The sequence below is a fragment of the Niameybacter sp. genome (assembly GCF_036655075.1).
GTDB lineage: Bacteria > Bacillota > Clostridia > Lachnospirales > Cellulosilyticaceae > Holtiella.
The window spans coordinates 1-22,337 of sequence record NZ_JAVVQU010000043.1 but is presented as its reverse complement, the minus strand read 5'-3'; the positions used below and the strand labels follow the sequence as shown (position 1 = coordinate 22,337).

General features: G+C 37.6%; 14 protein-coding genes and 2 pseudogenes. 14 read left to right on the top strand and 2 right to left on the bottom strand.

The features are described from left to right. The 9 genes and pseudogenes from RRY75_RS11325 to RRY75_RS11285 all read left to right on the top strand — a co-directional run. Nucleotides 1-233: pseudogene (locus RRY75_RS11325) on the top strand (hypothetical protein); the annotation flags it as partial. A gap of 591 nt (nt 234-824) precedes the next feature. Continuing rightward, nucleotides 825-2,120 carry a sulfatase-like hydrolase/transferase gene (locus tag RRY75_RS11320; protein ID WP_332492835.1) on the top strand — a complete coding sequence of 432 codons (1,296 nt, stop codon included), beginning with the start codon at nt 825-827 and terminating at the stop codon, nt 2,118-2,120. Between the two features lie 273 nt (nt 2,121-2,393). Beyond that, a complete protein-coding gene (locus RRY75_RS11315; protein ID WP_332492837.1) occupies nt 2,394-3,632 on the top strand; it encodes an efflux RND transporter periplasmic adaptor subunit in 1,239 nt (412 codons plus the stop codon). A gap of 37 nt (nt 3,633-3,669) precedes the next feature. After that, complete coding sequence (locus tag RRY75_RS11310) at nt 3,670-6,654, top strand: efflux RND transporter permease subunit (protein ID WP_332716784.1); 2,985 nt, start codon at nt 3,670-3,672, stop codon at nt 6,652-6,654. A gap of 292 nt (nt 6,655-6,946) precedes the next feature. Then, complete coding sequence (locus RRY75_RS11305) at nt 6,947-7,786, top strand: CvfB family protein (RefSeq protein WP_332492841.1); 840 nt, start codon at nt 6,947-6,949, stop codon at nt 7,784-7,786. A gap of 166 nt (nt 7,787-7,952) precedes the next feature. Further along, nucleotides 7,953-9,011 carry a [FeFe] hydrogenase H-cluster radical SAM maturase HydE gene (hydE, locus tag RRY75_RS11300; protein ID WP_332492843.1) on the top strand — a complete coding sequence of 353 codons (1,059 nt, stop codon included), beginning with the start codon at nt 7,953-7,955 and terminating at the stop codon, nt 9,009-9,011. Nucleotides 9,012-9,213: 202 nt separating this feature from the next. Beyond that, nucleotides 9,214-10,731 carry an HNH endonuclease gene (locus RRY75_RS11295; RefSeq protein ID WP_332527516.1) on the top strand — a complete coding sequence of 506 codons (1,518 nt, stop codon included), beginning with the start codon at nt 9,214-9,216 and terminating at the stop codon, nt 10,729-10,731. Nucleotides 10,732-10,850: 119 nt separating this feature from the next. Next, entirely contained in the window at nt 10,851-11,645 is a 795-nt protein-coding gene (locus tag RRY75_RS11290) for an SDR family NAD(P)-dependent oxidoreductase (RefSeq protein WP_332492847.1), read from the top strand. An 87-nt stretch (nt 11,646-11,732) separates the two neighbouring features. After that, nucleotides 11,733-12,443: an N-acetylmuramoyl-L-alanine amidase gene (locus RRY75_RS11285; protein ID WP_332492849.1), complete on the top strand. Its 711-nt coding sequence runs from the start codon at nt 11,733-11,735 to the stop codon at nt 12,441-12,443. 168 nt (nt 12,444-12,611) lie between these two features. Here RRY75_RS11285 and RRY75_RS11280 read toward each other — a convergent pair whose 3' ends face one another. Beyond that, the gene (locus tag RRY75_RS11280; protein WP_332492851.1) at nt 12,612-13,817 is read right to left on the bottom strand and encodes an amidase domain-containing protein; all 1,206 of its coding nucleotides are present in this window, start codon (nt 13,815-13,817) and stop codon (nt 12,612-12,614) included. 168 nt (nt 13,818-13,985) lie between these two features. On the opposite strand from RRY75_RS11280, the gene miaB reads away from it, so the two are divergent. From miaB to hfq, 5 genes are all read left to right on the top strand, one after another. Continuing rightward, complete coding sequence (miaB, locus tag RRY75_RS11275; RefSeq protein WP_332492853.1) at nt 13,986-15,395, top strand: tRNA (N6-isopentenyl adenosine(37)-C2)-methylthiotransferase MiaB; 1,410 nt, start codon at nt 13,986-13,988, stop codon at nt 15,393-15,395. A 20-nt stretch (nt 15,396-15,415) separates the two neighbouring features. After that, complete coding sequence (gene mutS, locus RRY75_RS11270) at nt 15,416-18,184, top strand: DNA mismatch repair protein MutS (RefSeq protein ID WP_332528531.1); 2,769 nt, start codon at nt 15,416-15,418, stop codon at nt 18,182-18,184. Between the two features lie 12 nt (nt 18,185-18,196). Then, entirely contained in the window at nt 18,197-20,311 is a 2,115-nt protein-coding gene (gene mutL / locus RRY75_RS11265; protein ID WP_332527517.1) for a DNA mismatch repair endonuclease MutL, read from the top strand. 8 nt (nt 20,312-20,319) lie between these two features. After that, entirely contained in the window at nt 20,320-21,273 is a 954-nt protein-coding gene (gene miaA / locus RRY75_RS11260; RefSeq protein WP_332492857.1) for a tRNA (adenosine(37)-N6)-dimethylallyltransferase MiaA, read from the top strand. Between the two features lie 155 nt (nt 21,274-21,428). Then, nucleotides 21,429-21,665, top strand: coding sequence for an RNA chaperone Hfq (gene hfq, locus RRY75_RS11255; protein WP_332492858.1), 237 nt, complete (start codon nt 21,429-21,431; stop codon nt 21,663-21,665). Nucleotides 21,666-22,047: 382 nt separating this feature from the next. Here hfq and RRY75_RS11250 read toward each other — a convergent pair. Next, nucleotides 22,048-22,337, bottom strand: a pseudogene (locus RRY75_RS11250) (hypothetical protein); the annotation flags it as partial.

The following is a 22,337-nucleotide window of genomic DNA, read 5'->3' as shown; positions in this document are numbered from 1 at the left end:
AGAACTGTATAGCAACACTTAAGAAAATGTTGCCTGCATTACGTAAAAAGTGGGACACTTCTAATTCACGATTATATACACACATCAAGATGAAACAAACCGGAACGGAAACAGAAGAAGCAGAATATAACCAATTTTATACAGCTTTTGTGGATATGCTAAGAAATGACCCAGAGAATGAGTTAGATTTTATTAAAAATCATCCAGATTTTATTAAATTACTTAAAGAATAAGCGTAATAGCAAAAATGGGTTCCAGTTTATTTCTAGCAGATGTATCTGGAATGTCTATACCTATAGCTCTCATTGTTCCTTCATTTGAAGACTCAAACTGATCATTTGTTTTATAAGATGTTAGTTTCATATCTAATGGGGATAGGGTGAAAGTACATGAGTTATTAGATGAAGACGACTTATATGGAATTATTGTTTCTATTAGAAAGGGCAGAAAAAAATATTCAAAGCACATGAATATTAGTAGATATGTTACTTATGGAGTTTGACATACAGCCTATCCTATCGTGCCATGTGGAAACGATTGCATATCTCGTTAAATAAATTGAAGCACTAAAACTTTTTAATGAGTTTTAGTGCTTTTTTGTTAGACCTTTACCCACTTGATGCTTACTCTTTCGAATATTGATTCTTTTGTTTGCCTATACTACAATAGATTTATAGTATAGGCATTTACAGAGAGGGGGATGCGCGTGAATACAACCATTTGGTTATGCCTATTTTTACCTATATTTTTTATCTTTTTTATCATTTGGCCATACGAGAGAAATATAGCATTAATTAGAACGAAAAGAAAACGAGGAGGCACTTATGAATTTTATTCTCATTTTTGCTGACCAAATGCACAAATACGCATTTGGCAAACGAAACAGCGAAATTTTAACTCCCCATTTAGATCAACTTTGTGAAGAAGGTGTCCTGTTTAGAAATGGCTATTCAAATAATCCTATTTGTGGGCCTTATCGTGGCACTTTGTTTACAGGATTATATACAAGTCATAACCATGTCTCTTATAACGGACAGGGCCTATATCCAGATACGCCTAGTTTGGCAAGTCAATTGAACAGCCTTGGATACGAAACTAGTTTTATTGGGAAATGGCATTTAGGCGGAGATGGTAATGATTCTATTCCAGCTAGCTTACAAGGAGATTTTAAATATTTTATGGGGTATCAATGTTATAATGGCTTTTTAAAAGACGTTATTTTTTGGAACGGACAAGGCGAAAAGTTAGAGTTTAACCAACATCGTACAGAGGTAACAACTGACTTAGCACTACAAAACTTGAGCGTGCTTAAACAAACGGGTAAACCCTTTTTCCAAGTGATTGGCTATCAAGCACCTCACTATCCTGAGCAGCCTCTACCAGAATACGCTAAGATTTATTCGGGTAAGTCCGTTAAGCATACACCTGATTATATAGAAGTAGACCCTTATACACCCACCTTTTCACCGTATAGTCCAAGGCCTTTTGAAGACTGTGCAGACTACCAACGCTATGGCAACAACATGGATGAGTATATTCGTCTTTATAATGCCATGATTACACAGATAGACCACGGTGTTGGTAAAATTTTAGAAGAAATTCGTAAGCTTGGTCTAGAAGAAGAAACGCTAGTGATATTTACTTCAGACCATGGAGATATGCAAGGGAGCCATGGTCTGAAGAATAAGTGTCTTCCGTATGAGATGTCCTGCGGGGTACCGTTTATCGTCAAAGATCCTAAAGGACTTAAAAATACGGTAAGTGATGTCCTTATCTCTGGAGTGGATATTTATCCTTCTCTTTTAGATTATGCGGGTACAAAAAGTGTACACGCTGTAGATGGTAAAAGTTTTAAGCCCTATTTGCGTCAAGCAGAGGAGACGATAAATCCCTTTATTATCGCTGAATATATTGATCCAGAATCAGGGTGGCAAATGATTCGAGATAATCAATTTAAACTGTGTATCCATACTCGTAACAGAGTACCTTATCTATTCTTTGACCTACTTCATGACCCTTATGAGTTAGTCAATTTAGTGGATCAGCCAACTTATGAATCTGTGAAAGAAAAGCTATTGGCTCAAATCAATGTAGCTCTCCTATCATCTACATCTATATAGTGTGCTATCAAAAGAAACTAAATGCCTGAAAGCTTCTATGCTTTCAGGCATTTAGTTTCTTTTCGTTAAGTAATTTTATAAACCTATATAATACTTTTTAGATGCATAAGTATGATGGGGAAGGTACTATACCTTTTCTATGCACAAAATGAACGCCTTATTAGAAAAGGGTATTTGTTAGGTATAGGGCGATAAGTTCTTCTTCCTAACATGCATGAAATGGAAGCAATTAGCAAATACTATCAGTATATGAACTTATTGGAGTGAAACCTTATGAAACGTCAATCAATCTGGGGCATATCCCTTCTTGTTATCTTACTAGGGGCTTTCTCATCACTTTATATCTATCGAACTAAGCCCCTATCCCGTACTGAAATGAGTAAGAGCCAAGGTATCCCTGTTACAACACATACTGTCACAACAGGTGAAATTGCCATTTATCAAAATTATTCTGGCAACCTTCAAAGCGGAGAAGAAGCAAAAATCACTCCTCAAGCACTTGCATCTGTTATTGGTCTGTATGTGCAAGAAGGAGATACCGTAACTAAAGGAGATGCTTTAATGGACTTAGATACAACCCAATTAAATAATCAAATCCAAAGTGCTAAAGAAGCTATTGAAAAGCTCAAAGCTTTTAACGCTAATCTTTCTGATGGAAGTGAAAAGACAGAAGAAATTATTCGTAAACTTAATGAGCAAATTGAAACATTAGAGGAACATCTAGATAAACTTTATGGTGCGCAATCTTCTATGTATGCAGGCGCTACTTATACTAAAGAGATTACAGCCTTAGAAGGTGAGCTAGAATCTCTTAAAATGCTGAAACAAACCTTACTTACACTCAATACTTCCACTCCCAGTAGTGATGATAAATTAGATACGTTAGAGGCGAGTTATCAAACTCTTGTTGCACTTAAAAACCAATATCACATTGTAGCCCCTATAAATGGGCATGTGAGTGCCGTCAATATAAAAGTAGGTGAGAAGCCGAACTTCTTAGTTCCTTCTTTGATAGTAACAAGTACCGATACGCTTAAGCTTAATCTCTATGTACCTAAATTACATTTAACCTATTTTCAAAATACATCTTTATTAGAAGTAGAAGTCATCTCACCAACAGGTGTCCCTACCTATTTAAAAGGTAAGGTTCAGCAAGTAGACGAAACAGCCGATGTCAAAACAGAGTTATACCCCGTTCAGCTTATCCTTTCTAATCCAGATCATGTCGCACTAAGTGGTAGTTTTGGCAAAGTGCAGTTGCCTCTTCAAACAAAAGAATCCGCCCTTATTATTCCCAAGGATGCTTTAATACGTACCTCTGATGCCGCTTATATCTATATCTTAAATACTAAGGAACATACCGCTATAAGGCGAGATGTTACAACAGGGATTGAGAATGACGATACCATTGAAATTTTAGAAGGCCTTGCAGTTGATGAATCCATTATTTTAGATGGTAATACTTATATTCAGTCTGGGGATACTGTACAAGTCGTTCCACCTTTAGGCTAATGCCATGGAATCCACCTTATAAAGGAGTGCTGTCTTGATGAAAATTACAGCTTTAAGCATTAAAAGACCTGTTACAACTTTTATGCTGATATGCATTGTTCTAATTTTTGGATTTGTAGCCTTTTTCAATCTTAGTATTGATTTATTGCCTTCTTTTGATCTCCCAATGCTAGTAGTAGTTACTCCCTATGTCGGGAGTCCTAGTGAAGTGGAGAGCCTTATCACAGATCCATTAGAAGGTGTTTTAGCAACAACTAGTCAAGTATCCAGTATGAGCTCTGTTTCCTCAGAAGGTAGTTCTATGATTATGCTATCTTTTGTAGAAGGCACAGATATGAATTTTGCAACGCTTGAAGTTCGGGAAAAAATAGATTTAGTTAAACCACTTTTACCTGCGGGGTCTAGCACACCTATGATTATGAAATTAAATCCTAACATGATGCCTATTGGGCACTATGGACTTACACTCAAGGACAGTCCCCTTAATGAAACGACTCACTTCCTTGATACCACTGTAGTTCCTAGCCTAGAACGTGTGCCAGGCGTAGCTACCGTAGAAGTTGTAGGTGGAGTCAAACGTGAGTTACGTCTTACTGTAGATGCCGACCGCCTCAGTGCTTATGGCCTTTCATCAAATCATCTTACCCAACAGATTAAAAGTGAGTATCGTGCTTTACCTGGAGGACTGATTGAGGAAGGCCATTCTAAGCTCAGTATTCGTGTGCAATCTAGTACTCAAACAATAGAAGACCTTGAAAATCTAGTACTCCTCACCAATGAACAAATGCCGATTACGCTGAAAGAACTAGCTGACTTTGAAGAAACTTATACGCCTACCACAAGCTTTGCCCAGGTGAGTGGTGAACCTAGTTTAATGTTATCCATTCAAAAAGAATCTACAGCTAATACAGTCGAAGTATCAGCAGCTATACGCAAAACCTTGGATCAACTTCAAGAGAAACATCCAGGACTTGTAGTGGTTCCCCTTTTTGATCAAGGTACTATTATTGACCAATCTGTGCGTGCTATCGGTATCAACGCTATAATAGGTGCCTTGCTCGCAGTAGTGGTATTATTTCTTTTTCTAAAGGATATACGTACTACACTCATTATGGCTATTTCTATACCTATTTCAGTCATTACAACCTTTGTGTTCATCTATTTCTTTCACTTGACTTTAAATATGATTTCCTTAGGTGGTGTAGCCCTAGGCATAGGTATGCTTGTCGATAATGCCATTGTTGTCATTGAAAATATTCATAGACTCAAACAGCAAGGACTCGCTCCAAAAGAAGCGGCCTACAAAGGGACAACAGAGGTGGCACAAGCTATAATCATTTCTACACTAACAACGATTAGTGTATTTTTACCTGCTATTTTTGTCCAAGGGATTTCTGCTAAAATCTTTCAAGAACTGGCCTTTACAGTAACTTTTTCTTTGATTGCCTCTCTAGGTGTCTCTTTTACTTTGGTGCCTCTTTTAGCTAGTCGTCTTTTAAAAGATTATGAAATTGAAAAATCCCATCGCACCTTAGATGCCCTACGCACGTTCTATAGATATGTACTTATCTTGAGCTTGACCCATAAAAAAAGAGTGGCTGCACTTGTCCTACTCATCCTTTTTCTATCTGGATTTGCCTTAAAAGGTGTAGGCATTACCTTTTTTCCATCTACTGATCAAGGTATTGTCTCTATCCAAATTAATCTCCCTAAAGGAAAGAATCAGTCAGCTGTCTTTGAAGTTAGTGAAGCTGTACTTGAACGTGTGTCTCACTTAGAAGGTGTGGCAACAACTGCACTCACTACAAGTGTTTCAAGTAGTAGTGCTCAAGTGATGCTTGTTCTTTCCCCTCTTAACGCACGGACTGTAAGTGACCAAGATGTAGCAAGCGCTGCTACCCTTGCTACACAAACTATTCCAGGTGCTCAAATCACAGCCTCTACTAGGGGCAGTATGATGGGAGGGAGTGGCAACCAAATCACCTTAAATCTATTAGGTGAAGATCTTACGCAATTAGAACTTCTTGGGAAATCTATTCAGACAACTTGCTATACCATTCCTGGCATTACCTCTATTGACGTTAAACAAACAAAAAATGCACCTACTTTGACCATTCAAGTTAGTCAGAACCAAGCTATTCAACATGGTCTAACAAATGAACAAATAGCACGTGCCATCCAAGGTGCCTTAAAACCCATCCCTATTATGAGCCTAGAAGATGCTAAAGGACCTATTGATGTTACCCTTTATAGCCAAACAGCTTTAAACAGTGGTCTTACAGAAGTACAAAACTTAACACTCAGCAATTTAAAGGGAGTGCGTGTACCATTGAGTGCGCTTGCAACTTATAAAAGAGGAGAGGAATACCATAAGATTGAAAGAAGTAATCAACGCCATACCCTTAGCCTCCAAATTGATTTTGAAGGTCGAAGTTTGGTTGAAGTTTCAAAAGATGTTGAAGCCTCTCTCACCAATATTCAAATCCCTAATGGCTATAAGATTGTATTCGGTGGACAAGTAGAGCAAATGAAGGATTCCTTCAAGATCTTGTTTGCAGCTTTAGCACTTGCTGTCTTGCTTGTTTATATGATTATGGCTAGTCAATTTGAATCCTTCGTTCAGCCTTTAATCATTATGTCTGTTGTCCCTGTTGCCTTTTCAGGAGGTATTCTTGCTTTATTTATTGCAGGTGTCCCAGTCTCTATGCCTGCCCTAATTGGCTTTATTATTTTATCTGGAATTGTTGTTAATAATGGGATTGTCTTATTAGATTTTATTAATCGTCTTAGAGAAGAAGGTTTTTCTGTGGAAGACGCCATTTTGGAAGCAGGAACTACAAGATTTCAACCTATTTTGATGACCACTTTGACTACTGTACTTGGACTATTACCTATGACACTAGGTATTGGGCAAGGGGCAGAAATCCAATTACCACTTGCTTTAACTGTGACAGGTGGATTACTTTTATCGACTGTTTTAACTCTTGTTGTTATTCCTGTTATTTATAAAAAATGCTCATAGACCTTTCCTTTTTAGTATATGTTTTACAAAAGTTAAGACAAGCTTAAACGAAAGAGGATTGTATGGAATATTTAAATGCCCTATCCGTATTTTAAACCTTGAAGTCACTACACTTTCTTTAGAAAAAGGCTTCTTAAAGTTAGTGCATCATGCTACATGGACTTAAAAAAATATTTGTTGTCTTTGAAAAATTTAGCTTATATATTCTTTAAAAAACTCGTACCTTTATGTCTTTTCCAATTTGTGTTATACTACATCAATCAAAGTACTTATTGTATTAAGGAGAAATTAAATGATTGCATTAGGAAAAATACAAACACTAGAAGCTGTAAGAAGAACAGATTTTGGAGTTTATTTAAAAGAAATCGGTAGTACAGGTGAAGAAGAAGTATTTATCCCTCGCCAAGAAATAGAAGAAGACCTTGAACTGGGTACATCCCTTTCTGTTTTTGTCTACCGTGATACAGAAGACAGGCTCATTGCAACGGTACAAGTACCTAAGTTAACATTAGGAAAAGTAGCTACCTTAAAAGTTGCAGACATCACTTCAATAGGAGTCTTCTTGGAATGGGGGCTTCAAAAGGATCTCTTCCTTCCATTCAAGGAACAAGTAGGCAAGCCTCAAAAAGGTGATGAAGTGTTAGTGGGACTTTATATTGACAAAAGTGACCGTCTCTGTGCTACAATGAAAGTTTACGATATTTTAAGTTGTGAATCCCCATATAAGAAAAATCAAAGTGTTAATGGGATTGTCTACAGTGTTAAAAGTGACCTGGGTGCTTTAGTTGCAGTAGAAGAGGGCTACCATGGCCTTATCCCTACAACTGAAATGATTGGTTCTTTACACATTGGTGACAAACTGAATGTACGTGTTAAAAACATCCGTCCTGATGGGAAATTGGTTTTAAGCTTACGTAAACAGGCTTTCCAACAAATGGAGGATGATTCAACTAAGATTATGAACTTGCTTGAACAACAAGGTGGAACATTACCTTTAGGAGACAAGAGCACACCACAAGCAATTAAAGCCCAACTTGGTATGAGCAAGGCTTCTTTCAAGCGTGCCATTGGCCGTCTTTTAAAAGAAGGTGCTATTGCTTTAACAGAGACAGGGATTAAACGTAACTGGTAAGCACTAAGTTTTCAATTAAAAAAGGTTCTACGAACTCTCGTAGAATCTTTTTTAATTTAGACACAATATTTCTTATTCCCCTAGACAACCCTTTAATGTTATACTTAGAATAACTAATCTTTATAGCGTGCTTCGTCAGACTCTCATACGATAGGGGATTATAAAAATGACAAAAGATAAAGGTTTAAGCCTTCTACATAAACTCTATGAAACAACAAATTTAGAGCATAAAGAATGGTTATATATACTTACCCATTATACAGATGAACTGGCCAAAGAAGCTTGCGACTTAGCACTTCAAGTTAAAGAACGTTACTTTGGTGAGCGTGTTTACTTAAGAGGGCTCATTGAATTCACGAATTACTGTCATAGACATTGTTTATACTGTGGACTACGCTGTGAAAACAAAGCCCTAAGTCGCTATCGTCTAAGTGAGACAGACATTCTAGTCTGTTGCAAAGAAGGTTACAACCTTGGCTATCGGACTTTTGTTTTGCAAGGAGGCGAAGATGTGGCCTTCACCGATGACAAGATAGAATCTTTAGTTCGAGCTATTCATGAGCATTATCCTGACTGTGCCATTACCTTATCTATTGGTGAGCGTAGCCATGATGCTTACCTTCGCTTTTTCAAAGCTGGTGCAACAAGGTACCTTTTGCGTCATGAAGCCGCTTCTTGTGACCTGTATGAAAAACTTCATCCTCATATGAGTTTTCAACATCGTATACGCTGTTTAGAGGATTTAAAATCTATTGGCTATCAAGTAGGCGCGGGCTTTATGGTCGGTGTACCTGGACAGACACTAGAAGACTTAGCATTAGATCTAGTTTTCTTAAACCGGCTTCAACCTCATATGGTTGGGATTGGTCCTTTTATGCCACAGCACGATACCCCACTTGGTACCTTTCCGAGTGGTACAATCAATCTTACAACATTTTTACTGGCTTTAGTGCGCCTTATGCTCCCAGATGTGCTCCTGCCTGCCACAACAGCGCTTTCTACACTAGACACTACTGGTCGAGCAAAAGGACTACAAGCGGGTGCTAATGTGGTGATGCCCAACCTTTCACCTCTAGGCGTTCGTGAAAAGTATGCCCTTTACGATGGTAAAGCTTGTCTTGGCGCAGAATCTGCAACTGCTAGTTGTGCGCTTACAAATGCGATCCATCAAGCTGGATTTGTGGCTGATTTTTCTATTGGTCATAGTCCACGATATAAAGTTTAATTTTTATAAAAAATACCTTATGTATTTTAAAATTTAAGTGTGTTTACAACGCTTTCTTTTTTTAAATCGCATAAGGAATTTGATTTTTTCTCATACTAGGTGAGTAACCTATTCTGCAGAAATTAAAGAAATAGTTATTGACATCTACCCAAGTTGTGCATTAGTCTAATAAGGTTAAAAAGAGAAAGTTAGAGGACAAAACATGAATCAACAAGACATTATACTTAAACGAACCTTTCATGAAGAAATGATTGCACTTTACAAGCGAATTGTTAAAGAGCTTAAATATAAATCCCCACGTTTACTTGAAATGATTAATAAGTATGGTGGGTATGAGGCTGCCATTAAAATTCTGCCAACAGATGCTCATACATTTGATTTTACTTTGCTCTGGGAACAACAACGTCTAGACTTATCTGTCGAAGCCTTAGTAACAAAAGACACCTACAAACAACTTTTCCCTCAGGATGTGGTAAAGTTATGCCAAAGAAGACTAGATGAGTATAACTACGCACCTAATCACATTGAAGAAGTTGTTGAAGAAGTCATTACCCCTTATGTTGAAGAAGCACCACTTACCAAGGAAGATTTTTTAAATCTTCTACCTGAAGAAGCTGTAGCCAATGAACCTCTTCAAATTGAAGATTATGTCGTTCATCCTATTCCATCTTCAGACTGGGCTGACTTATTTATGAAAACATCTATTTTCACAGCTAAAAATCAAGATCTTATTTTAAAAATGTATAGCCTAGGAAGCCTTCATATTACATCTGAAAGTTTGTCTGATCTAGAAGGATATTCTTCTAAATACCCATTTTATGAGGTTATTTTATCTTTATGCAAACGTATTAAAGCAGCCCTAAAAATTGAAGTCCCTAAAAACGAAGAAGGCAAACTGTTATGGTGGCAACTTCTCTTTACAGGCTCCTATGAGAGTAACCAAAGATTCTGTTTTAATCTTCGTCCAGAACTCGACCAAGCATTGACTATGCTTATGGAAGAAAAGCTGCTCCCTACACTAGAACGTGCATTGACGCCTGAATATGAAGCTTTAAATATTAAATATATGATGCGTCCCTCAGAAGAATCTACACCAAAAAGATCTATTTTAAGCCCTACTGGCGAACTTCCTTCTCTCGATGACTTTATTGACTTCTTAATCGATGATACGCCTGCTAAGCTTAAAGTAGAGCCTACAACAACTGTTAAGCCTGTAACACCTATTGTTCCTATATCACCTTCTACTCCTATACCACTACCTGTTATGGCTTTCCATAGTGAAGCCCTTAACGAGAAAGAAGAGGCAACTGTGAATACTGAACACGTGATCCAAACTGAAAGTACTGTGCAAGATGCACCTATTATGCAACAAACAAGCCAAGACCAAGTTACTTCTGAACCTATCATCCAAGATGATGTATGCGTTACAGCTGATACACCGGTCTCTCTTTTTGAAGAGAAGAAAGCGGAGTGTCTTAACTATTATGGTGCAGTTTGTGAACTTTGTGGTTTTGACTTTGGTTACACTTATGGCTTAGACTTTGAAGGCCTTATTAAAATTCATAATCTAAAGCCTCTTGAACCACTAGAAAACTTAGATCCTCATCAAGATCTTATTCCAATTTGTCACAACTGCGAAGCGGTTCTCCATGCAAGAACCCCTCACTATGCCATTGAAGACGTAAAAACCTTTATTGCAAAAGCCCAAGACGCAGATTAATTCTGCGTCTTGTTTGGTTTCAAGCGTTCTTTATGCTATACTAAGTTTAATTTATTTTTACATAGAAGTTCAAACAACATTGCTACTCCAAGGTTGTTTGAACGAGCGGAGGGGGTTGTATGAGAAAAACAGCTTTAATTACAGGTGCAACGAGTGGCATTGGACGTGCTTATGCCTCAGCACTTGCCGCACGTGGCTATCATTTAATTTTGACAGGAAGAAGGCGTCAGGTCTTAGAAGAAGTAGCACACACTTTAAGCCAGACCTATCACGTCTTGGTAACTGTATGTATTGTAGACTTTAAAGATACCCTATCCTTTAACCGTTTTGTTAACTTTGTAAAAACACAAGATACCCTTGAAATATTAGTTAACAATGCGGGTTATGGATTAGAAAAATCTTTTCTAGAAGATGCACTTGATACCCAACTAGAGATGTTACAAGTACATGTTATAGCTAGTATCACCTTATGCCATATTGTAGCCAATCAACTCAAGGCAAGCAAAAGAAAAGGGGCTATTATTAACGTTTGTTCTTTAGCCGCTTTTACACCTTTGCCATCTTCTGGCATGTATTGTGGAACCAAGCATTTTCTTATTCAGTTTTCTGAGTCTTTAGCTATGGAACTTATACCTTATGGCATTCGTGTCCAAGCCTTATGTCCAGGCTTTGTCCATACCGATTTCCATAGTCGACTAGCCATTCCTAAGGAAGCTTGTAAAAATATAGGCATTGTCACTTGGATGGGTGCAGAAGAAGTGGTATATGCCTCTTTACAAGGGCTTCATCGCAATCAAGTGTTTCTCATCCCAGGTTTCTTAAACCAAGTCTGCTATCAACTTTTAAAAGGTATGCCTCGTCAAATCTACTTTAAAATAGTCAGCCGCTATAATAGGATTTTTACTCCAAAATGACAAAGATGGGTATAAACATTCTCCTTTTGACACACGTTAAGTTTGTTAGTTTCTAATGACTTATTTGTGTAAAAAGGAGAATGTTTTATGCGTAAGTATTTTCTTAAACTTTTAATTCCAATCCTACTTATTTTTGCGAGCCTTCCTCTTTATGGTGCTTCCCTAGACCAACCTTTTATCGTTTGTATTGACCCAGGTCATCAAGCTAAAGGTGACGGGAAAAGTGAACCTGTAGCACCGGGAAGTGGCGGACGTAAGGCAAGAGTTTCTTCTGGAACAGCCGGGGTTGGGACAAAAAAAGCAGAATACGTTGTCAATCTAGAGGCTTCTATGATTCTTAAACAACTTCTAGAAGAGAAGGGTTACACCGTCTATATGACACGTGAATCACATGACGTTAATATTAGTAATGCAGAACGTGCTACATTTGCCAATGACAAAGGTGCTCAGATGACTATTCGTATTCATTGTGACAGTATTGGTAATGGTGGCAAAACAGGTGCTACACTCCTTGTTCCTGCGAAGGATAGTCGCTATACTAAGGGAATTTATGAACCAAGCTTTAACTTTGCCACACTCTTAAAAGAAAAATTAGGAGACAAAGGTGTCAAAGTCAATGGAATCTTTGAACGTTCCGACATGACAGGATTTAACTGGTCTACAGTCCCTGTTGTCATATTTGAAATGGGCTTTATGAGTAACTACAACGAGGATCAAATGCTTTCCAATCCAGCTTACCAAACGAAATTGATGGAAGCTGTAGGCGAAGCACTAGACACCTACAAAGCGGCACAATAAGCACGTCTATGTTCTAAAGTCTTTTAGACACGAAAACAGCGTATTCCTAGACTAGAAAAACCTATCCTATCATTTATAAGAACTATAACTTCAAAAAAGAGATCTAAAACTGAAAATTAATCAGTCTTGGATCTCTTTTTTACATGCTATTTATTGGGGAGCGCTTCTTTAATAATGGACATCAATGAGGTGGAAAGTAATAGATTTATTGCTCCAACCTAAATCATAAGGCACGAGTAGTCTATCGGTATTGTGACAAGTTACTAGAGGATACCCCTTTGAATCTAATCCTGTCACTGTAGAAACATGGGTAATACGTCCCTTTTTCTCATAAGCTACAATATCTCCAGGACGGAGTTCGTAGGCTGCTTTATAAACTTCTTTATAACTTCCTTTAGCAATGCAAGATCCACGCCCACTGTTCACTAAATAATTTTTAAGAGATTGTGCATTCACCCAAGCTTTGGTGCCATCATTGGTATAGTTCCATGTACCATTCTTCTTAAACTTGCCACCTTCATGCATAATTTGAGAAGCAAAATTGGCACAGTCTCCACCTCGTGGGTTACAGTTCAAATACCCCTTGTTGTATTTAAATAAATACTCACCGTCTCCAATACCACAGTATTGATGTGCATAGTCAATGGCATGTTGGGTACGCTCATCCGCTACATATTCTGGAGAATGATGCTCTACAATATAATTTTTCATTTCTTCAGATTTTTCATTGGTAATATCTAAAGAATCTGCAAAAGGATCAGTATACCATTCTTTAACGATTAAATAATCCTCACCTATTTGTTTCAGATGAATGTAATGAGATGTTCCTAGTTTAAAGTGTGTTAAAGTTTCAGGATCATCATTATAACTATAACTAAATTCTGTACTTACATTACATGTCATTCCATATAGGCCGTCTTTGCGATCTCTCACTTTACGCATATGAAGGGTAGAAGTAATGTCTTTAAAGGTTACCCCTTGTTTATCCGCCCAATTTTTGAGATACTTACTTTTAATTTCTTCATGTTCAAAAGCATAAAGCCCGGTTTTAATATCTGTATTATAAAGGCTTTTTAACCCCTCTACATGACCCTCTAATAAATAGTGATTACGCTTGTCTATAATGCCCTCTAGAATTTCTTTGAATTTGCTAGTTAATTCTTCCTCTGAAAGGGTAGGTGGTGCTTGAGTTTCAGAAGTTTGTTTTTCTTCATCTGTGGTTACTCCTTCTTTTAAAGAGGGGAGTTCAATCTCAATGGGCAAATCTTCTAAGTAAGTGTTTTCAGTGGCATAAAGTTTAGCTGCCCCATTTGCTCCTATTAACATTAAGGCAAGTACGGCACAGACTTTAGTGCTAAGTTTTGAAAATTTCATCGGCATGCTCCTTTCTCAAACAAAAATGCTTACTTTATATCATTTGTAAATTTAAATATTTTATAGGTGGAAAATATGTACTTTTAACACCTTTTTTTTAATGGTAGAAACGGCATGCTAAATAGTGGTATAATAGACGTCTAATAAACAATTAAATTGGAGGTTATTATGGGAAAAAGACAAGAAATTGAAATTTCAACTGCCGAGGCAAAAAGACAGATGGATATCATTTCCCAATTAGCACATCATATACAAGGTAAAAATCTTAAGTTTTGTATTACCACTTTCGGCTGTCAGATGAATGCACATGATTCTGAAAAAATCCAAGGGATGCTTAGCAAAATGGGGTATAGCGAAACCGATAAAGAGGCAGAGGCAGATCTTATTCTGTACAATACTTGTTGTGTGCGCGAAAATGCGGAAAATAGAATTTATGGTAAGCTCGGTTATCTAAAAAAACTTAAAAGAGCTAATCCAAACTTACTCATTGCCCTTTGTGGATGTATGATGCAACAAGATATTGTGCTAGAAACGTTAAAGAAAACCTATCGTCATGTAGATATGATTTTTGGAACTTACAATATTTATAAACTTCCTGAGCTTTTACAAACACGCTTTGAAACAGGTAAACCTGTTATTGACATTTGGGATTCTCATCAAGACATTGTAGAGGACTTACCAAACGAAAGAAAATATCCTTTCAAATCTTGTGTCAATATTATGTATGGCTGTAATAACTTCTGTACTTACTGTATTGTGCCTTATGTACGTGGACGTGAAAGAAGCCGTAATCCTGAAGACATCTTAAAAGAGATTCATGCCCTTGTAGAAGACGGTGTAAAAGAAATTATGCTTCTTGGACAAAATGTCAACTCTTATGGGAAGACTTTAGACATTCCAATGACTTTTGCTGATTTAATTCGTGAAGTAAATAAAATTGAAGGATTGGAGCGCCTGCGCTTTATGACCTCTCATCCAAAAGACTTAAGTGACGACTTAATTTTAGCCATGTCTGAATGTGATAAGCTCTGTAACAGTCTACATCTTCCATTCCAAGCTGGGAGCACTGATGTTTTAACACGTATGAATCGTCGTTATACAAAAGAACAATACTTAGCACTCGTTTCCAAAGTGAAAGCTACTATGCCACATATCGCTCTTACAACAGACATTATTATTGGTTTCCCTGGTGAAACAGAAGAAGACTTCCAAGAAACGATGGATGTTGTGCGTCAAGTACGCTTTGCGAGTGCCTTTACTTTTGTATACTCCAAACGTACAGGTACACCAGCTGCTACAATGGACAATCAAATTGAAGAAGTAGTCTCAAAAGATCGTTTTAATCGTCTTTTAGACTTAGTTCATGAAATTCAAGTGGACTATATGGAAAGTTTCATTGGACACCATACCGATGTACTCCTTGAAGAAGTGAGTAAACATGATCCAAACCTTCTAAGCGGTCGTACTTCAGAAAGTGTTTTAGTCCATGTTAAAGCAGACCCAAGTGAAATTGGAAAAATTGTAGATATTAAAATTACAGGAGCAAAAACCCACTACTTAATCGGGGAATGCTTATAGAAGGTGACTTTGTGAATAGAATGAACGTAACACCAATGATGAGACAGTACTTAGACATTAAAGAAGCCAATCCAGATTGTATTTTATTCTTCCGTCTCGGAGACTTCTATGAAATGTTCTTTGAAGATGCAACAACTGTCTCAAGAGAACTAGAAATTACTTTAACTGGTCGTGACTGTGGTCTGAGCGAACGTGCCCCTATGTGTGGGGTACCGTTCCATGCTGCGGATAACTACATTGCACGTCTTGTTGAAAAAGGCTACAAGGTAGCCATTTGTGAACAATTAGAAGACCCTTCTGCAACAAAAGGACTGGTTAAACGTGGCATTGTCCGTATTGTTACACCTGGAACTATACTAGAAGGCAATACCATTCAAGAAGGGAAAAACAACTACATTACTTCTTTAGTCCGTACTGAAGATCACTATGGACTAAGTCTATGTGACGTGACAACAGGAGAGTGGCTTGTAACCGAAATAGGTATTGACCAAGGTGATCTTAAGATTATGGATGAACTGGCTAAGTTTGCCCCTGTAGAATGTCTTCTTGATGCCAGAGTCTATACAGAAACTACAGTAGCAACAGGACTTAAGGATCGCTTTAATGCCCTTGTTGAGCAGTTACCTGAACATGTTCTAGACTACGACTTATGTGAAAAGCTTTTACTCAACCATTTTCATATTTTAGGATTAGATGGTATTGGACTTACAGCTCATCCTGCCTGTGTCTTAGCTTGTGCAACGCTTTTAAATTACTTAAAAGAAACACAGAAAAATGAGCTTTCTCATTTAGGACAAATCACCTTTTATAATGTGAATGAGTTTATGCTTCTAGATAGTGCCACAAGACGCAATCTAGAACTTACAGAAACCCTTCGTGAGAAAAAACGTAAAGGCTCCTTGCTTCATGTCTTAGACCACACTCAAACGGCTATGGGTGCACGTTATTTAAGAAAATGTGTCGAGCAGCCGCTCATTCATCAAGAAGCCATTAATGCACGACTAGAAGCTACTTCTGAACTGAAAGAAAGCTTATTCTTACGAGATGATATTAAAACTTGTTTAAGTGCCATTTATGATATGGAACGTCTTGTAGGACGTATTGCCTATGGGACTTGTAACGCCAAAGACCTCATTGCTCTTAAAGAATCTTTACGTGTACTTCCTGAACTACACAGCCATTTAGAAACAACAACAAGTGGGGCACTAGCCGGCATGTACAACCAGTTTGATGATTTAAGTGACCTTTTTGAGCGTATTGACATGGCCATTGTAGATGAACCACCTATTTCCCTCCGTGAAGGTGGTCTGATGAAAAGGGGTTACAATCAAGAAATTGATGAACTCCGTGATGTCAAAACCCATGGAACCAACTGGTTACGTGATGTGGAAACCAAGGAAAAAGAACAAACGGGTATTAAAAATTTAAAAATTAAATATAACAAAGTGTTTGGCTACTTCTTAGAAGTCACTCAGTCCTATAACCATTTAGTACCTGATTATTTTATTCGTAAGCAAACCCTTTCAAATTGTGAGCGTTACATTACCGAAGAACTCAAAACAATAGAAGAAAAAATTCTAGGGGCAGATGAAAAACTTCAAGCCTTAGAGTATAAACTCTTCACAGAAGTTCGTGACTTTATGGCAACACATATGGATCGTCTCTTAAATATGTCTCGTCTTGTAGCAGAACTGGATATGCTCACTTCTCTAGCCATAGCGGCAGAAGTGAACGGCTATGTAAAACCACTCATTGATGAATCCGATACCCTAAGTATTATAGGAGGACGCCATCCTGTTGTAGAAAAGATTATTGGACATCATCAGTTTATTGCAAATGATGTATACCTTAATGAAAAGGACCATCAAATTAACTTGATTACAGGTCCTAATATGGCAGGTAAATCTACCTTTATGCGTCAAACTGCACTTATTGTGCTCATGGCACAAATGGGTTCCTTTGTACCAGCTGAATCTGCCCATATTGGGGTAGTAGACCGTATATTTACCCGTGTAGGCGCATCTGATGACTTAGCCTCAGGCCAAAGTACCTTCATGGTAGAGATGATGGAGGTGTCTAATATCTTACACCATGCTACACGAAAAAGCTTACTCATATTAGATGAGATTGGTCGTGGGACAAGTACCATTGATGGCTTAAGTATTGCATGGGCTATTATCGAACATATTGCAGATACCCATAAGCTTGGTGCAAAGACACTTTTTGCCACGCACTATCATGAGCTCACAGAACTAGAAAAGACCATTCCATCTCTCCAAAATTATTGCGTACAAGTCAAAGAAATGGGTGAAACCATTATCTTCTTGCACAAAATTGTACCAGGTAGTGTGGACCACAGTTATGGGATTCAAGTGGCTCACTTAGCAGGCCTTCCAAAAGAAGTTCTAGACCGTGCTCACGCCATTATGGCAGAGATTGAAGGCGATAGTTCAAAAGACTTGCGTAATGTGGTAGAAGCTTCTTCCAAAGTAGTAGAAGCACATAAAGCACAGCCTAACCTCGTTCAATCGTCAATTCATGTAGCCAGCGATGTACTCAATCCTGAAAATCAAATTGTAACACCAAGACTTTCTCAATCTACTCAGGTAGGTGATGATGTTGCACAATTAAGTCTCTTTGGTGGGACTGCGGCGCATTATGATATTATTGATGCTTTAGAATCTGCAGATTTAATGAATATGACCCCTTTTGAGGCAATGCAGCTTTTATTTGAACTTAAAAATCAGTTAAAAGAATCCACCTCTAAAAATAAGAAATCTAAGAAGTAAGGGAGTGACAGCGTGGCGCAAATTCAATTATTAGATACCCATACCATTAATAAAATTGCGGCAGGAGAAGTGGTGGATCGCCCAGCTTCCGTTGTGAAGGAACTTGTTGAAAATAGTATTGATGCAGCCGCTTCATCTATCACCATTGAAATCAAAAATGGTGGAGTAGACCTTATTCGTATTACAGACAATGGTAAAGGCATCCCAAAAGATGAAGTAGAAATTGCCTTTTTGCGTCATGCTACAAGCAAGATCACTTCAGCTGAAGACTTAGTCCACGTCTTATCTCTAGGTTTTCGTGGTGAAGCCTTAGCAAGTATTGGAGCCGTTGCCAAAGTAGAGTTATTAACTAAAACCACTAATGCCATGACGGGTAAACGGGTAGAAGTAGAGGCCGGGCAAATCCTTCATTCCGAAGAGATTGCTTGTCCTGCTGGTACAACGATCATCATGCGTCAACTTTTTTACAATGTTCCAGCGCGTCGTGCTTTCTTAAAGGCTACTTCAACCGAAACAAGTAAAATTGCAGAAGTTGTCTATAAGCTGGCTTTAGCACATCCCGAAGTGGCCATTAAATATATTCAAAATAATAAGTTAGTCTTCCAAACAGCAGGCAACTATGACCTTACACGCTGTGTCTTTAGCCTTTATGGCAAAGATACAGCTAAAGGAACCTTAGAACTCCATTATGAAGAAGATGGCATCCAAGTATCAGGCCTTATTGGACTGCCTACTTTGACCCGTGCCAATAGACAATATGAGCAGTTCTTTATTAATGGACGTACAGTAAAGAGCAATCTCCTTCAAAAAGCAACAGAAGAAGCTTATAAAACCCTTGTTACAATTGGTAAGTTTCCTTTTGTCATCTTACATCTTAACTTGCCACCAGAAGAGGTAGATGTCAATGTACATCCTACTAAACTCGAAGTGCGTTTTAGTGACAGTGAACGTGTATATAATGTGGTGTATAATGGTATTCGTCAACATCTACAAGAGAAAAACTTAATTCCAGAGTTAAAGGCCTTAAATGGGCCTTCGGCTTACAAACCTGCACCTATCCAGGCAACAGGAGACATCAAAGTCGAAAGTTTCTTTACTAAACCTCAATTTCAAAAATCTTATAATCCAAGTAAACTGGTGGATGCGCCCCTTAAACAAAAGGAAGATTTTGAAAAAGGCCGCACTGTGTACCAACCTTTATTTGATCAAACCCTAGCAGTGCCTACAACAGTTGCCGAAGAAGCACATGCATTGCCAGATAAGACCTCCACTGATTGCTTTGCTTATACAGCGCCTGTTATACAAACAGGAAATCTAACCTATTCTGAAATAGTAAAAAACGTAGATAAACCAGTCTTAACTGACAGTGAGGGGACACCTTTAGTGCCTTTAAGCGGTGAACAGGCTTCTCTAACCACACCGCAACATTTAGGAATACCAGAATCACCAACTACTTCACATATACTGCCAGATGATTCTGATATTAAAACCGTCCAATCGACATCTCAAGCTCCAGATACAGCTGCAGAAGCTTATAAACCAGTAGAAGGGATCGATTATAAGATTATAGGACAACTCTTCAATACGTATTGGATTTTAGAATATGGTGAGCAAGTCTTACTCATGGACCAACATTCAGCTCATGAACGTGTCATGTACGAACAATATATGCAAGACTTTACAACCAGTCATGTGTCTACACAAATCCTCTTAATGCCTGAGACATTGTATCTTCCAAGTCAAGAACTCCTTTTTGTAGAAACGCATTTAGATCTTTTACAACGTCTTGGATTTGGCATAGAGCTATTTGGCGAATCTTCTATTATCATTCGAGAAGTCCCTTATCTTTTTAATCAACCTATGTCTCTGACAGCCTTTCGAGATATGTTAGACAGTATTGATATAAAAAAGACATCCAATTTATATGAAATGCGTGAAGAACACATCATTCAGCTCTCATGCAAAAGTGCCATTAAGGCACATGACCAACTCTCAAGAGTTGAATGTAAGGCCCTTATTGAGTCTTTATTAATACTCAAAAATCCTTATACCTGTCCACACGGACGCCCAACACTTGTGAAACTTAGTAAAACGGATATTGAAAAAATCTTTAAACGAATCCAGTAGGTGACCATATGAAACAAAAACTTATTCTTATAGCGGGGCCTACGGCTTCCGGCAAAACAAAGTCAAGCGTCCAGCTTGCTAAACGCATTAATGGAGAGATTATCTCTTGTGATTCCATGCAAGTTTATACAGGTATGGATATTGGAACTGCCAAGGTCACTCAAGAAGAGATGGGCGGCATCCCTCACTATATGATTGACTTATTAGACCCAAGAGAAGGGTGTAACATTGCCTGGTTTAAAACTGAAGTAGAAAAGGCAATTCATGCTATTTCAGAAAAAGGTAAAATCCCTATTTTAGTAGGTGGTACAGGCTTTTACTTAAATGCTATCTTATTTGATACCCAATTTGATGAGACCGAAGAAGATACCACTTATAGAAAAGAACTTGAGGCACTTGCCGACTTACATGGTACCACCTTCCTTCATAATCAACTAGGAGAAGTAGACCCTGTAAGTGCCAATACTATTCATCCGAACAATGTGAAACGTGTAATTCGTGCCCTCGAGTATTACGCTCAAACAGGCCATCCTATTTCTTCTCATAATGAAGAGGAGAAGGAGAAGCGTGCTGCACAAGTTTCACCTTATACGTATCAATTTTTTGCCCTAGATATGGACCGTACAACGCTTTATAACCGCATCAACTTACGTATAGACCAAATGCTTACTGAAGGTCTTGTAGAAGAAGTGCAATCTTTCTATAATGCAGGACTTAGAGAAGACTTAACCAGTATGAAGGCCATTGGCTACAAAGAATTCTTCCCTTACTTTAGAGGTGAAATGAGTTTAGAAGCCTGTGTAGATAAACTTAAACAAAATACAAGAAACTTTGCTAAGCGTCAATTGACTTGGTTCCGTCATCAAGCTAACCCTTTATTCATTCCCGTCGACCAATTAAACTTTGATGCAACGTCTATTGTAGATAAAATGTTACAGCAGCTCCAAAATATAGTAGATTAACCCTATAATTAATTTGGAAATAGATGTATAATGAAAACAAAGAAAGTGAATACTAGAAATAACGAATCTAGAAATTTCAAGCAATATATAGACAAGTATAGATTTATCCTATACAATTAATTTATTCTATCAAATCCTTAGGAGGGGTATGTCGTATGAGTAAAGCTATTAATCTTCAAGACTTACTTTTAAACCAATTAAGAAAAGATCGCATTGCAGTAACTGTATTTTTAACAAATGGTTTCCAAATTAAAGGAACAGTAAGAGGTTTTGACAATTTTGTTGTTCTTTTAGAAAGTGAAGGCAAACAACAGATGATTTACAAACATGCAATTTCTACAATTTGTCCATCAAAAGTTGTTAACCTAAGCATTTCAGCACAAGCTGAGTAAAGTCTAGGCAAGAATATTAAAAGGATGAAAATCCTTATAGAAGTGTATGATTACAAAATGACAACACATGCTTTTCTCTAAATTTAAGGGAAGCATGTGTTGTTTTTATTAATAACCATTTACATAAATCTCTAGAAAGAAGGATAGTTCATAAAATTTATATAAGCTTATATAAAGAAGTATAGATAAAAATGATAAATAGAGGCTTTGGTTGTCTTATATAAACAACTATTCGTAAAACTTGTGTTTCGCGAATAGTTGTTTATATAACTAAATCACTCCTCTTATGCCCAAAACCCACCTATAAGACTTCCTATTCTGCTATTGAACAAATTTACTTTATAGATGGGTTTTATACTATCACTAGAATATTATTATGTAATTACATTGAAGCAAATTTAATCCACTCACAATAAAATTCACTTACTGAGCTATATCTTTTATTTTTATCTAGCTCAGTTGCACGCTTGGCAACTTGATAAAGATATTCGTTTGCTTCCCATTTCTCAAGTGAATGGTTAGTTTCACCACCAAGTAATCCAAATGCGATTGCTCCCATAGTATATACATTGGCCCTTTCGTCAATAAGAGCATTTAGCTCACTTTCCTCTGGTGCTTTAAATCGTGGTGAACCCCAATACATCTCACCTAGTTTATTTATCAGAGGCTTCT